19 protein-coding genes and 2 tRNA genes are annotated in these 12040 nt (G+C 37.7%); 19 read left to right on the forward strand and 2 right to left on the reverse strand.

The window, feature by feature from the left end; genetic code table 11:
• Nucleotides 1-135: 135 nt before the first annotated feature.
• From K9L86_01605 to K9L86_01620, 4 genes are all read left to right on the forward strand, one after another.
• The gene (locus K9L86_01605) at nt 136-927 is read left to right on the forward strand and encodes an RNA methyltransferase (GenBank protein MCF7907558.1); all 792 of its coding nucleotides are present in this window, start codon (nt 136-138) and stop codon (nt 925-927) included.
• Nucleotides 928-1030: 103 nt separating this feature from the next.
• Nucleotides 1031-2545: an FAD-dependent thymidylate synthase gene (locus K9L86_01610; GenBank protein MCF7907559.1), complete on the forward strand. Its 1515-nt coding sequence runs from the start codon at nt 1031-1033 to the stop codon at nt 2543-2545.
• A gap of 2 nt (nt 2546-2547) precedes the next feature.
• Nucleotides 2548-3258 carry a zf-TFIIB domain-containing protein gene (locus tag K9L86_01615; protein ID MCF7907560.1) on the forward strand — a complete coding sequence of 237 codons (711 nt, stop codon included), beginning with the start codon at nt 2548-2550 and terminating at the stop codon, nt 3256-3258.
• Nucleotides 3259-3260: 2 nt separating this feature from the next.
• Nucleotides 3261-3614, forward strand: coding sequence for a PilZ domain-containing protein (locus K9L86_01620; GenBank protein MCF7907561.1), 354 nt, complete (start codon nt 3261-3263; stop codon nt 3612-3614).
• Between the two features lie 39 nt (nt 3615-3653).
• Here the strand turns inward: K9L86_01620 and K9L86_01625 are convergent, their stop codons facing one another.
• Complete coding sequence (locus tag K9L86_01625) at nt 3654-4082, reverse strand: peptide chain release factor-like protein (GenBank protein MCF7907562.1); 429 nt, start codon at nt 4080-4082, stop codon at nt 3654-3656.
• Nucleotides 4083-4274: 192 nt separating this feature from the next.
• Between K9L86_01625 and K9L86_01630 the strand changes: the two genes are divergently transcribed.
• From K9L86_01630 to K9L86_01695, 14 genes are all read left to right on the forward strand, one after another.
• Nucleotides 4275-4595, forward strand: a complete 321-nt coding sequence (locus K9L86_01630) for a hypothetical protein (GenBank protein MCF7907563.1) — start codon at nt 4275-4277, stop codon at nt 4593-4595.
• A 50-nt stretch (nt 4596-4645) separates the two neighbouring features.
• On the forward strand, nt 4646-5083 hold the full coding sequence (locus K9L86_01635) for a hypothetical protein (protein ID MCF7907564.1): 438 nt from the start codon (nt 4646-4648) through the stop codon (nt 5081-5083).
• Between the two features lie 124 nt (nt 5084-5207).
• A complete protein-coding gene (locus K9L86_01640; GenBank protein MCF7907565.1) occupies nt 5208-5726 on the forward strand; it encodes a DUF2845 domain-containing protein in 519 nt (172 codons plus the stop codon).
• 50 nt (nt 5727-5776) lie between these two features.
• Entirely contained in the window at nt 5777-6181 is a 405-nt protein-coding gene (locus K9L86_01645) for a hypothetical protein (GenBank protein ID MCF7907566.1), read from the forward strand.
• A 1-nt stretch (nt 6182) separates the two neighbouring features.
• The gene (locus K9L86_01650; protein MCF7907567.1) at nt 6183-6635 is read left to right on the forward strand and encodes a hypothetical protein; all 453 of its coding nucleotides are present in this window, start codon (nt 6183-6185) and stop codon (nt 6633-6635) included.
• A gap of 12 nt (nt 6636-6647) precedes the next feature.
• Complete coding sequence (locus tag K9L86_01655; GenBank protein ID MCF7907568.1) at nt 6648-6917, forward strand: hypothetical protein; 270 nt, start codon at nt 6648-6650, stop codon at nt 6915-6917.
• A gap of 9 nt (nt 6918-6926) precedes the next feature.
• Nucleotides 6927-7181, forward strand: coding sequence for a hypothetical protein (locus K9L86_01660; GenBank protein MCF7907569.1), 255 nt, complete (start codon nt 6927-6929; stop codon nt 7179-7181).
• Between the two features lie 53 nt (nt 7182-7234).
• A tRNA-Arg gene (locus K9L86_01665) sits at nt 7235-7308 on the forward strand.
• 33 nt (nt 7309-7341) lie between these two features.
• Nucleotides 7342-7713 carry a response regulator gene (locus K9L86_01670; protein ID MCF7907570.1) on the forward strand — a complete coding sequence of 124 codons (372 nt, stop codon included), beginning with the start codon at nt 7342-7344 and terminating at the stop codon, nt 7711-7713.
• 32 nt (nt 7714-7745) lie between these two features.
• Nucleotides 7746-7819: transfer RNA gene (locus K9L86_01675), tRNA-Arg, on the forward strand.
• Nucleotides 7820-7864: 45 nt separating this feature from the next.
• On the forward strand, nt 7865-8335 hold the full coding sequence (locus tag K9L86_01680; protein MCF7907571.1) for an NAD(P)H-dependent oxidoreductase: 471 nt from the start codon (nt 7865-7867) through the stop codon (nt 8333-8335).
• Between the two features lie 25 nt (nt 8336-8360).
• Complete coding sequence (locus K9L86_01685; GenBank protein MCF7907572.1) at nt 8361-8678, forward strand: divalent-cation tolerance protein CutA; 318 nt, start codon at nt 8361-8363, stop codon at nt 8676-8678.
• Nucleotides 8671-9375 (forward strand): sulfite exporter TauE/SafE family protein, encoded by a 705-nt coding sequence (locus K9L86_01690; GenBank protein MCF7907573.1) that lies wholly within the window; start codon nt 8671-8673, stop codon nt 9373-9375. The genes K9L86_01685 and K9L86_01690 overlap by 8 nt, the downstream gene beginning before the upstream one ends.
• Entirely contained in the window at nt 9372-9830 is a 459-nt protein-coding gene (locus K9L86_01695) for a TlpA family protein disulfide reductase (GenBank protein MCF7907574.1), read from the forward strand. Before K9L86_01690 ends, K9L86_01695 begins: the two co-directional genes overlap by 4 nt.
• Before the next feature lie 67 nt (nt 9831-9897).
• On the opposite strand, the gene K9L86_01700 is transcribed toward K9L86_01695, so the two are convergent.
• Nucleotides 9898-11064, reverse strand: coding sequence for a hypothetical protein (locus tag K9L86_01700; protein MCF7907575.1), 1167 nt, complete (start codon nt 11062-11064; stop codon nt 9898-9900).
• A 137-nt stretch (nt 11065-11201) separates the two neighbouring features.
• On the opposite strand from K9L86_01700, the gene K9L86_01705 reads away from it, so the two are divergent.
• Nucleotides 11202-12038, forward strand: coding sequence for a pyrroline-5-carboxylate reductase (locus K9L86_01705; protein ID MCF7907576.1), 837 nt, complete (start codon nt 11202-11204; stop codon nt 12036-12038).
• Nucleotides 12039-12040 lie beyond the last annotated feature (2 nt).

Consider the following 12040-nt stretch of genomic DNA (forward strand, 5'->3'; position numbering starts at 1 on the left):
TGAAACTCACCATAGATGCTGTAGAATCATTGATAGCTAAGGAGAATTGAATTCAGGTCTTAAGGAGTTTTTCCCTTTCTGCCATTTAAAATCCCCATCCTAAAAAAGGGTGGGTTTTTTGTTTGTAGTTTAAATATGATAGTAAGTGTAAATAATCAAAGAGTAAAAGATTTAGTTAAGCTTAGGAACTCTCTTTTCAGCCGCAAAAGCAAGCTTTTTATCATCGAAGGGGTTCGTGAGGTTTCAATTGCTTTACAGGCCAAGATTGAGATTCGAGAGCTATATATCTGTAAAGATTTTATAAGTAAAACCAGTCAAGTGAGTCTTGGGAGCCATGCCTTAAAGCGAAAAATTAATATTTCTGAAGTTAATTCTAAGGTATATGAAAAAATGGCTTACGGCAATAGAAGAGATGGCGTAATTGCCATCGGTTTAAGACCAGAATATAAATTAAGCGATATTAAACTTAGTCCAGTTCCGTTTATAGTTGTTGCTGACGGTATTGAGAAGCCGGGGAATCTAGGGGCGATTTTAAGAACGATTGATGCTGCTTCGGTTGATGCGTTGATTGTGGCTGAACCCGGCACAGATCCTTATAGCCATCAGGTTGTTCGTTCAAGTGTCGGTGCTGTTTTCAGTAAGCCAATCGTTAAAGCTGCTTCACAGGAGATATTAGCTTGGATTAAACGGTTTAAGATTTTTACAATTTGTGCTCATCCGGAAGGTTCTTCGGTTTACACCTCGCTAGATTTTAGGAAGCCCGTAGCTTTAGTTGTTGGTAGCGAAGAAAAGGGGGTAAGTAAATTTTGGCAGAATAATTCTGACATACTTACTCATGTTCCGATGAGGGGCAAGGCTGATTCGCTTAATGTTTCAGTAGCGGCAGCAGTACTAATTTTTGAAGCTTTGCGCCAGCGGAGCTTATGATTTTTTAATTTACGAGATTCAAGGTTCAGTTTATTGTATAGCGTAAAAGACTTGCCAATAAAGGGTTTTTAATGTAATATGCTGTCTATATAGGAGCTTTTTAATGAAAGTGCACTTAGCCGGATATAATGTAGATACTGAAATTTTGCGTCAGATTCAGAAAGAGTCCGGGGCAAGGCAGGATTTAACTCCGGAAGTGCTTTCGGCTGCTTATGCTCGGATAAGCCGAGACCCCCGTCCGATTGGTGAAATCAGAAAAGAATCTCGTGACGAAGTGGAACGAGCCAGAAAATCAAACTCAACTATTATTTTTAAGATGGGCCATCATTCGGTCGCCGAACATGCGGTGTTTAATCTTGATATCTTGGGAGTTTCTCGTTTGGGAATGGAGGAGATTGAGAAGTTTAGGCTTTGCTCTTACACCGAAAAATCCCAACGTTATATTACCCTGGATAAAGATTTTGTTATTCCCGAAGAGATCAAGGGTACGACTTTGGAGAAACTTTTCTCGGATACGATTAAGCAGCAGAATGAAGCTTATGGCAAGCTTTTTGAAAAATTAAAAAGCCATATCTTTACAAAGCATTCTCAACTTGCCAAGGATCCAAAAAAACACAATCTTTTAGAAGGTTGGGCAAAGGAAGATGCTCGTTATGTTACAGCTTTAGCTACAGAATCGCAGGTTGGTCAGACAGTTAATGCTAGGAATTTAGAGCTTATGCTACGGCGTTTTGCTTCTCACCCCTTAGAAGAGATTCGTAATCTTGGTAAGTTAATTTATGAACAAATAGCTGAAGTTGCACCTTCGATCGTTATTTTTTACCAGGCTAATGAGCGTGACCAGAAGACCTATCCGGAGTTGAGGAAGTTAGCTTTTGAAATGATGCCGGTAGCCTCTTCATTTGAATCAGCAAAGACGCCTTCCGATGTTGAACTAGTTGAGTTTACCGAAAACGGAGATGCTATTATCGCAGCATCTTTGTTACATGTATCATCTCAGATGCCTTATGAACAATGTTTGATTATTACTAAGAAATTGTCTTCAGATGGGCTAAGAAGAATATATACAACTGCTTGGCAAAATATGCAGTTTTACGATTCTATGCTTCGGGAATTCGAATATGTAAATCTTACCTTTAATATTATTTTGTCGGCGGCTTGTTTTGGACAACTTAAAAGGCATCGAATGTCAACAATTACTGCTCAAGGCTATGATCCGGCCCTGGGGGTTACAATACCGGAATCAATCCATGAAATTGGGATGGAGAAGGAATTTCAAAAAATTATCGACAAGACTAATGATACCTATAAAATTATAGAAAAAACCACGCCCTTAGCTGCTCCGTATATTTTAACTAATGCTCATCGTCGGAGAGTTCTCATGCGGGTCAATGCTCGAGAGTTATACCATATATCACGTCTCAGAGAAGACGCACATGCCCAGTGGGACATACAAAATGTATCTAGGGCGATGACTGAAGAGGCTAAACGTGCGATGCCACTTACTTTTGGTTTGATCGGCGGCAAAGATAAATATAGTGAAATCTATCAAAAAATGTTTGGGAAGTTGCCAAAAGTTAATGAAGCGGCTTTGCCAACAGCCAGGAACATTAAATAAACATGAATTGTCCGGCTTGCAATAAAATTCTTAAAGACGTTAAGTGCCAGGAACAAACTGTTGGTTTGTGCGAAGGTTGTGGAGGAATTTGGCTTGAGCACGATAAGTTTTACAAGACAATTGAAAAATTAGTATCGAATGAAAAAGTCAGTTATAGTCAAATACGGCAAATCTATAAAGTGAGGCGATTTTTAAGCAAAAGACGTAAGCAGATAGTGAGAAAATGTCCGCGTTGTAATATAGATATGGGTACTTTTAATTTTTCTTATAACTCTGAAACTTTTTTAGATAAATGTCCTTTTTGTAAAGGTATTTGGACTGATAAAAAAGATAGAGTTGACTTGACTAAGCATTTAGAAGGGGCTTCTGAGGCTAATCCTTATACGCAGGTTTTAATTGAGGCAAAAAAACAATTTTTAAAAAGGCAGGTACTTAAGCGTAAGAATGTTGCGATTGGCGTAGCTGCTGTTTATTTAGTTATAGCTTTTGGGTTTGGTGATAAAGGAACCGGCCTGCGTTTATTTAAATTCTTAATTGTTCCTTTAGCCGGTATTTTTTTAGGGCAAAAAATAGACGATTTAATTAAATTTAGTTTTAATGTGCCTTTGGGTATAAAGAATATTAAGATTACCTTGGGTGAGGCAGTAGTTATTTGTGGATGGGTTTTGCTTTTTCTACCTTTATTTTTTGCTATTTTATTTTATAGGAGGTGAGCATGAAAAATCGGCGGAAATTCCCGAGAGTGAACTTAGAAGGTAAAGTTATGTGGCGAAGAGCAGGTAATTTTGATAATTTGGATGTAATTAGAAATGTTTCCGAAGGAGGCCTTTGCTTTGAAACTAGTGACTTAAGATTAGTAAACAATGACATAGTGCAATTTGAATTCCAATTGCCTAGTAAGGAAAGGGTTTATTCTAAAGCAAAGGTGTCCTGGGTTGGTGCAGTTGAGCCTGATCGGGTTGGTTGGCAGGCTGGAGCTGAATTTCAGGATATAAGTGATTTGGCCCGTGAAGATATTAGGCAATTTGTTGGTGTGACTCGCTATGGTTGTGATGAGTCAGTTGTTTAGTTGATTTTGGGCAGCCTTTAATTGAGTTTATCATTTGGGCTATTCGTTTTCTGCAGAGGGTTCTAGCCTGCGGAATTTTTTCTTTTCTGATTGAATCTTTTTACTTTTGAGTATTTTTTCTTTTGCTCGTTTTGAGCGTTTTCGTTTCTGTCGACGTATTTTTTCAATCTGCTTTTGTTTTTCACTTTTTCTTTCCAGGGTTAAACTCTCAATTTTATCAACAAGTATTCTTCGAGCTAAAAATCGGTTTAAAGCCTGGCTACGCTCTTTTTGGCATTTTACTTCTATTTTTGTAGGGGTGTGCTTTAGATAAACACAGCTGGAAGTTTTGTTTACCTTTTGGCCCCCTGGGCCGGCTGCTCGAATAAAACGTTCGATGATGTCTGATTCGTGTATTTTAAGCTGTCGCATTTTGGTTTTGAGCAGCTTTACCTTACTTTGAGAAACTCCATACTTTAGATGGTTCATAGTTGCTATTATATAGCTTTATTAGGTAATTTGCAAAATTGATTAGGCTTCTGATTGCATATCTGGTTAAATTTGTTACAATAAATATGGGTGATTTTGTGGAGTTCTTAGTTAAAGACTAAGGATAGCTGGATACTATTTTTAGTTAGCTTTGCGAACTCAGGCAATATTATGTCATTTAAGGAGGTAAAAATGCGGAAAGGCTTGTTGATTCTATTTTTTTGCTTTTTGGGCTTGGTTGCTTTATTTATATTTAGCAGTAGTTTCCCTGGTAAGCTAGAGGCTCAAGATTTAGAAGAGGAGAGCTACTTTGGCGACAACTCTCCAAGCTCTGAATTATCTATACCTAAGGACTGGGGGCAGCTAAGGGGCGTTAGCTCACACGATCAGAGTGATACCTTGTATTTTCAGACTTCTGACGGTACCATCCAGGTAGTTAGGGTTGTACTTATTACTCGTTCAGGGAAGCATTTTTTTAAGAAAATTGCTGAGGCCAAAATCAGTCGTAAATAACTTGAAAAAAGCCTCAAGTGGCGCTATAGTTATTAAAGGGGGGTTAGAGTATGAAGAATTTGTTGATTGGAGTTATTGTGATGTCTATCTTAGTGGGGTGTTTATCTTGGGGGGCGGCTTTCGCTCAACCTTCAAAAGACTATTTAGTAGCTACTCTTGATATACTAGTTGGTGAGGCGCTACAGGCCTATAATTCTGAAGACTATATTAAGTTTTTTGAGTACTTTTCTAAGGAAATGTCTCCAGTAACCACCAAACAATATTTCAAAGCGCTATATATTAATGGGTATAAACGGGATTTGGGTGAATTTCATTTGCGTGAGTTAATCGAAAATGATAGCTCGCTTGATCCTGATTTCCCGATGATGGTGTATAAGGGTCAGTTTGCCAAGTGTGATGATGCCCGGATAGTAGTTAATTTTGCCAGGGAATACGATAATTACAGAATAAAACGTATTCGTATTGATCGTATATTACGCTATGAATAAGGAATTAGCCGATAGTGATGCAAGAAAAAATAACTCGACGTCAGAAGAATCTATCGCGCCTGATGAGGGAGAAGAAACAGCTGCAAAAGGATAAGTTAAAAAGCCTTAAAAGGAAGTAATTGCCATGAAGAAGATTCTAAGTTTTTTTATCTGTTTTTTGCTAACTTGGTTTGTGACTACTTCGGTTTGCTATTCTGGCACTCAGAAAAAGTACTATCGTCTAGCCGCTGAATATCTAGCTGAAGCTGATTCACTGTATTCTGAAAATAAGCTCTATCAAGCTTATGATTTTTATGATAAGGCTATAAGTTCAGCTGAAGCTTCAGACCAACTTGAGCGCTTAAGCCAGAGAGAAATCGAGAGAATTAAAGATATTATCCGTCAAAGCAACAATGGCAAATCAAGGATTCATCAGGTAACACAAAATTTTCGAAGCACTATCCAAGCAAAGCGAGTATCTCGAGGGATGAGTAAAAGTCAAGTTTTGGCCAGTTGGGGTGACCCTAGCGATATCGAAAAAAAAATTTATAAGTGGCAAGAGCAGGAAGTTTGGAGTTACGGAAACGTTCTCGACGATAGCGATAAATTTGTTATTTTTCAAAATGGTCTAGTTATTGATTGGCGCAGTAAAGACGACCAGTAGTTAAAAAATTTTACAGTTTACTTATGGCTGCTAGATGCTTCAAAAGACAAATGCTAATTTCAGTAACCTGCCTTATTTTTATATTGTTTACTTTTGCCTACCCTTTACCTTTGTTAGCTAATAGTGTTTTTGATGAATTTAAGGACGCTATCTTGAATCAACCGACGAAGATTAAGATACAGGGGTTGTGTCAGAAGTACAATGGTGAGCGTTTGGATGGTTGGGCCTATGTGGTGAGCATAAGCAACGATGATGATGGAAATTCTATCGTAAACCTTTCCACAAAGAAAAACTATTCGTCTTTAGAGGCAATTCATGTGGTTGTATTTTTAAGACAGTATTTGGTTGGAAAAAAATTAAAAGCAAAGGTTGGCGACTATGTTCGTTTTATCGGAAACTTACAGGAAATAAGGATGAATACTATTATTCTTAGTGAAGGTGTTGTGAAATATTAAAATGGATAAAGCTTGTCGAACGTTATTTTTGGTTGTAATTTTGGCGTTGAGCTTAAATCTATCAGTTTCTAATGTCTACTCACAAAATTCTACTTTTAAGGTTAGCGAGTTTAATATTAATAAAAAACAACCGGTTTCTCCTGGCGAAATTATTGCTAGCTGTGTAGTCGAGGAAAGGGGGGATATACCTTATCGGCGTTACGCTCTCGTTTATACTGATTTTGAGAACAACAATGCTAAAATGCTGCTTGAGAAGACGGTAGTTCAGTGGGGAGGCTGGGGTTGGTCTGAAGTAACTTGGTTCAGTCCGACAACTGAAAGAAAATCATGCAAACTATCTTTAGTTGGCTCAGAGTGTACGGTTACTCTAACCCCAAAGGCAGATTTGAAATTAATTTTAAACGATGATGCCGGCAATATCAATATCAGAAAATCAACTAAGGTTAAGTTTTAAGGAGATATTGTAGTGAGCCAGAATCAGGAAAAAGTAGATGAATTAAGTAGCAAGATTTGGGATTTTGTGTACTCTTGGTGGCGTAAGGAAAAGGATATAACTATCCAAGAGGCTTTTGAAATTCAAATAGCCGCTTTAAGCACTTGTTTTACTCAAGCGCTCATAAACTTATCGGAATATTCAGATTTCACTCGTCAAGACTATATTCAGGCAGTAGATAAACTTCTTAAGATGACCAAGGAAGATATGCTTAAGGAAGATATTACTTCGACATTTGAATAATTGTTATAAATGAAAACCTCTTTTTTGTTTATTGTATTGTTTAGTTTGTTGTTTTCTTTTTATCTTTTAGCCCAAGATATCCCTGAAGAGTTAGTCGAGATTGGGTTTGATAGCTCAAGTCTTATTGATTACCGTCGGGAAGATGACATTGAGCATTTCTTTTTTCTTAATTGGCAGACCGATGAACCTTGGGATACAATAGTTTTTGTAGTGGAGAAGGGGCAAGTGGTAGATTGGTTTGAACAAGAACCGGATAATTCCTAATTAGCATTTCTCTTGAGATATTTAAATCCCGTGATACAATCGTTATAATTTATGCGCCCGTGGCTCAATTGGATAGAGCATTTGGCTACGGACCAGAAGGTTGCAGGTTCGAGTCCTGCCGGGCGCATTGCTTTAATAAATAAACTTAGGAGGGCGATATATGGCAAGAAAAGTTCTTTTAGTGGATGATGAGCAGGATTTTTTAACACTAATGTCAAAATTAATAATATCCTGGGGCTATGATGTGGTAACGGCTTCCAATGGCCAAGAAGCTTTGGAGTTGTCTTCTCATGATCGTCCGGACGTTTTAATTCTTGATTATCTTATGCCGGATATTAATGGGGTTGAACTTTTAAGAGAAATGCGTAAAGCCGGCACAAGGGTTCCAGCTATAATTTTTACTGCCAATCCGATGATTAAAGCCATGGAAGAAAGTGAAGAATTAAGCATAGCCGCTTTTATTCCTAAGATAAGTCCTTATGTTGATACTCAGGAAGACTTGAAGATGACCTTGGGTTTGCTTTGTCGATGAAGGATAGTTTATTTATTTTTTAAAAACAAACTGCGCCTGTGGCCCAACCGGATAGGGCATCTGGCTTCGGACCAGAGGGTTGTGGGTTCGAATCCTACCAGGCGCGTATTTTTCTATAATTTATTAACCGTAAAAAACAAAGAGATTAATTATGAAAGTTGCTGTTATCTATTATTCTCGAAGCGGTGTTACTAAAGAAATGGCAGAAATTATTTATGGCCAATTAAAAAAGAAGGGAGCTGAAGCTGATATTTTTTCGGTCTCAGAGGTGAAATCGGAGCAATTGTTAGATTATCAGGGTATAATAGTCGGCTCACCTACCTATTATGGAACCTTAGCTGCTCAGATAAAAGATTTATTTGATCAGAGCGTTACCTTTCATGGTAAATTAGACGGAAAGCTCGGTGCGGCATTTTCTTCGGCAGCAAATATTGCCGGAGGTAACGAGACAACGGTGCTAAGTATTTTAGAGGCAATGTTAATCCACGGCATGATTATTCAAGGTGATCCCCGGGGAGATCATTACGGTCCAGTGGCGATTGGTAAAGTTGATCAACGCTGCCGAGAAAACTGCTTAAGGTTTGCCGAAAGATTCGTTGAGTTGCTAAAAAAAATCAGTTGAAGTATTAAAATTTTTAAAGATTTTAATGAGTAAAGCGTTAATAGTATTTGTGACTATTCCTCAAAACAAAGCTAACGGTTTCATTAAGAAGCTATTGAAGCAAAGGCTTTGTGCTTGTGTAAATGTTATAAAAGGCATTGAATCATTCTTTTGGTGGAAGGGAAAAATCGATACCGCCAAAGAAGCACTTCTTTTAATTAAAACAAAGGATTCCAACTTTGCTCCTTTAAAGAAATTCATCGAGTCAATTCATCCTTATGAGGTTTGCGAAGTGGTAGCTTGCAAGGTAGATAAAATAAACCGAAAGTATCTAGCTTGGTTAATGAAGGAAAGTAGTGGTTGAGCAACTTCTTGTTAGTTTAGAAAAAGTTTTCACTACCTCTCCTGGCTGGGGGTTGGGGGCTAGTTTTCTGGCTGGGATCTTGGTTAGTTTTTCGCCCTGCATCTACCCTTTGATTCCGATCACCTTAGGAGTGGTTGGGGTTGAATCAGCTTCAACTCGCCTAAGGAGTTTTTCAATCAGTTTAGTATTCGTTTTGGGGTTTGCTGTTGTCTTTACTGTTTTAGGGGTAGTTTCTTCTTTGATTGGCAAGTTTCTAGGAACTTTTTTTGTTAATCCGATAACTTATTTAATTTTGACGATTATTCTTTTTTCTCTCGGTCTATCTTCGCTAACCGGCTTTACTATCAATATTCCCTTTTTTTCTTTTAATTATGATAGCAATAAACCTAAAGAGTACTTTTCGATATTCATTTTAGGAATGGTTAGCGCTTTTGGTATTATTCCTTGTAGTTTTCCGGTTTTGGGGGCGATACTAAGTGTTATTTCTCTGCAGCAGAATATTGTCTACGGAGCAGTTGCTCTTTTTATTTTTTCCTTAGGTTATGGGACTTTGCTCATTGTCTTAGGCACCTTTTCTGGTCTTATTAAGAAATTGCCAAAGCAGGGCAAATGGCTTACAATAATAAAACGAATTCCTGGTGTATTGTTGATGGTAATGGCCGTTTACTTTTTAGTAAAATTTATAAGTTTGATATGATTAAAAAGATTAGCTTTTTTTTATTGATTTGCTGTCTTGCTTTATCGGTGCTCGCCGAGGATGAGGTAAAGTTTTCAAGCTTAACCGGCCAAGAATTTTCTTTTGAGGAATTAACAGCACATCCGAACACAGTGTTATTTACCTGGGCAACTTGGTGTGTTTATTGTCGACGTGAATTAGCGCGCTTGGCTGAGCAATGTACATTTTTTGAAGACGTGGAGGTTTTCTTTGTAAACATTGGTGAGAAAAAAACCGCAGTTGAAAGGTTTACTGACAGAGAAGAGTTTAAGGATTGCGTAAAAGATAAAATAATACTGGACTCACAGTATTTAATTGCCAAGGAATTTAATATCGTTGGTATTCCTACCTATCTATTTTTCAAGGATGGTCAGCTTATCGAGAAATCATATTTCTTAAATCAGAAGCTTATCGATAAAGCCTACCATTCCCAATAAAAATTTTTCTTTATTAAACTAATATAAAATATTTTTCGACGCTAGCTTTAATTTTAATCTAGGTGAGCTAGTGGGGTATAGTTAGAATTCTGCTTGTAGTGTTGTTGTTGGGATTGGCTTCCCAGGTGCGCTGATCGTAGTTTGCAATAACGTTAAACTCATGTTTGCCCTTGCGGCGTATTTTGTAGCGCCAAGCAACCTTGCTGCTTTGATGAGCTAAAAGCTTTGGTACTGGACGACCATTTTTAGACCCATTGGGAAATATTATTAATGCTCGGGTGCGCTCGGAAGTCAAATCACCATTATTTTTAATATCGGCAATTACTTTTATTATCGAGCCAACTTTTATTACAGGAGGCATAACTACTTCAATTGAAGAAACGGTAAAATCAGGCAATTGTACTGGTTTCGGAGTAGGAATTTCATTTAAAGCTCGGGATAAGGCCAGGTTAAGTTGTTTATTTAGTTGTAACTGTTTTTGGAGCAAGGTTAAGCCGTTGATTATTATCTGTTGTGCCCAACTGCGGTTACTGAGTTCTATTCTATCGATTAATTGGGTTCGAATTAATTGCTGAGCAGTTTCAATTCTTTGAATTGAGGAGGCAATAATTTTCTTTAGTTCTTCTATTTCATGTTGTTTGGCTAAGCTACTGAGGTGACTATAAAAGGCGATGTCACTCTGTAGCAGTTCTTGAAAGTTTTCGCCGTAGCTATTTTCGAAGGATTCAAGACAGCGCTTATAGTAGTGATAGGCACCTTCTGAGAAAATGGTATCTTTTAGTTCGTCGCCGAGGTAACTGTCGATTTCTTGACAAGTTTTATAGCCAAGCATTAAGGAATTCAGATTTCTTTGCGGGTTAGCCGCTTCCGGAAGAAATTGTTGCATGAAGCTGCTTAAGGTTTCAGTTGGGTTTTTGGGGCCAAGGAGTTTATGATTTGACTTTTTTGCTTGGTTGCGAATATTCCTAGTAATTTTTTTGTAGTGTTTTTTTCCAGTCGGGAGAGAAGCATCAACTAAATTAATTGTTTCTTGATTTATTTCTGAGAGGCTTATTAATGATTCGTGTAGCCGATCGAGGAAAAGCTTATCTTCAATCGTTATTTGACTTTCTAGAAAATCTTTACTTTCTTTGATTAGGCGTTTAGGAATTTTGACTTCGGCGAAGCTAGAGACAGCGGTAGTCAGGTAAATTAGAGAAACTAAGACAATAATCAGCCATTTTTTTTCTTTCATAGGTTATCTGAGCGTATTATAGCAGATTTTTATTGCAATGTATATATTTTTTCTTAAATTTATCGGTAAATTGTTCCTGGCCGGGTCTATGTTTTCGTTGACACTGTTTGTTTTTTATGATATTGTAGACCACTCTTATGAAGCTAAAAAAATCAATAGGCATAATCGGTTTTGGCAATATGGGCTCTGGATTGGCCACTCGGCTGAAGCGCCATTATCGGGTATTAGTTTTTGATCAGGATTGTAAGAAAACTAAAGCTCTTCGAGGAGTAAAAAAGGCATTAAGTATAGAAGAGTTACTCTTGGATGCTAACCAAATTATCATTGCAGTTAAGCCACAAAATTTTCCCAGCCTACTTAAGAAGATTAAAGGTAACTTTGATAATAAGTTGTTTATTTCCATTGCTGCGGGTATTTCCACTCAATATATTGAAAAAACCTTAGCCAGAGTAAGGGTGATTAGGGTAATGCCTAATTTGCCTTCAAAAATAGGAAAGGGAATGTCTTGCTTAGCTAGAGGGCGTTTTGCTAAAGCTGTTGATTTGAGCCTTGCTAAAAAGATTTTCAAACACTTAGGGCAGATTTTAGTTTTAAATGAAAAGATGATTGATGCGGCAACGGCCGTATCTGGCAGTGGACCGGGCTATGTTTATGCTTTCTTGGAGTCAAATTGTTTTAGTGGCCGTAAGGTTCCCGCGGTTTTAATTCGCGACTTTAAGCTCGATTTTAAAAAAGCAGCAAGAGCAGTCGGCTTTACTAAATCTCAAGCAGATCTTTTGGTTGATGCTACAGTTAGTGGTTCGCTTGCTGTGCTTAGTCATTCAAGATTAAGCATCAGTCAGTTAAGAAAGCAAATTACCTCTAAAGGGGGGACTACTGAGAAAGCTTTAAAAGTTCTGAAAAGAGGAGGCTCTTTGACTGATGCCGTAGGAGCGGCATTGCTGAGGGCGAAACAGTTATCTAAAAAGAGGTAGAA

Source organism: Candidatus Omnitrophota bacterium, assembly GCA_021735655.1.
GTDB lineage: Bacteria > Omnitrophota > Gorgyraeia > Duberdicusellales > 4484-171 > JAHKAJ01.

Bases quoted from the DNA above. Each gene is read 5' to 3' on its own strand.
- K9L86_01605 (MCF7907558.1), top strand. From the start codon at position 136: ATGATAGTAAGTGTAAATAATCAAAGAGTAAAAGATTTAGTTAAGCTT.
- K9L86_01610 (MCF7907559.1), top strand. From the start codon at position 1,031: ATGAAAGTGCACTTAGCCGGATATAATGTAGATACTGAAATTTTGCGT.
- K9L86_01615 (MCF7907560.1), top strand. From the start codon at position 2,548: ATGAATTGTCCGGCTTGCAATAAAATTCTTAAAGACGTTAAGTGCCAG.
- K9L86_01620 (MCF7907561.1), top strand. From the start codon at position 3,261: ATGAAAAATCGGCGGAAATTCCCGAGAGTGAACTTAGAAGGTAAAGTT.
- K9L86_01625 (MCF7907562.1), bottom strand. From the start codon at position 4,082: ATGAACCATCTAAAGTATGGAGTTTCTCAAAGTAAGGTAAAGCTGCTC.
- K9L86_01630 (MCF7907563.1), top strand. From the start codon at position 4,275: ATGCGGAAAGGCTTGTTGATTCTATTTTTTTGCTTTTTGGGCTTGGTT.
- K9L86_01635 (MCF7907564.1), top strand. From the start codon at position 4,646: ATGAAGAATTTGTTGATTGGAGTTATTGTGATGTCTATCTTAGTGGGG.
- K9L86_01640 (MCF7907565.1), top strand. From the start codon at position 5,208: ATGAAGAAGATTCTAAGTTTTTTTATCTGTTTTTTGCTAACTTGGTTT.
- K9L86_01645 (MCF7907566.1), top strand. From the start codon at position 5,777: ATGCTAATTTCAGTAACCTGCCTTATTTTTATATTGTTTACTTTTGCC.
- K9L86_01650 (MCF7907567.1), top strand. From the start codon at position 6,183: ATGGATAAAGCTTGTCGAACGTTATTTTTGGTTGTAATTTTGGCGTTG.
- K9L86_01660 (MCF7907569.1), top strand. From the start codon at position 6,927: ATGAAAACCTCTTTTTTGTTTATTGTATTGTTTAGTTTGTTGTTTTCT.
- K9L86_01670 (MCF7907570.1), top strand. From the start codon at position 7,342: ATGGCAAGAAAAGTTCTTTTAGTGGATGATGAGCAGGATTTTTTAACA.
- K9L86_01680 (MCF7907571.1), top strand. From the start codon at position 7,865: ATGAAAGTTGCTGTTATCTATTATTCTCGAAGCGGTGTTACTAAAGAA.
- K9L86_01685 (MCF7907572.1), top strand. From the start codon at position 8,361: ATGAGTAAAGCGTTAATAGTATTTGTGACTATTCCTCAAAACAAAGCT.
- K9L86_01695 (MCF7907574.1), top strand. From the start codon at position 9,372: ATGATTAAAAAGATTAGCTTTTTTTTATTGATTTGCTGTCTTGCTTTA.
- K9L86_01700 (MCF7907575.1), bottom strand. From the start codon at position 11,064: ATGAAAGAAAAAAAATGGCTGATTATTGTCTTAGTTTCTCTAATTTAC.
- K9L86_01705 (MCF7907576.1), top strand. From the start codon at position 11,202: ATGAAGCTAAAAAAATCAATAGGCATAATCGGTTTTGGCAATATGGGC.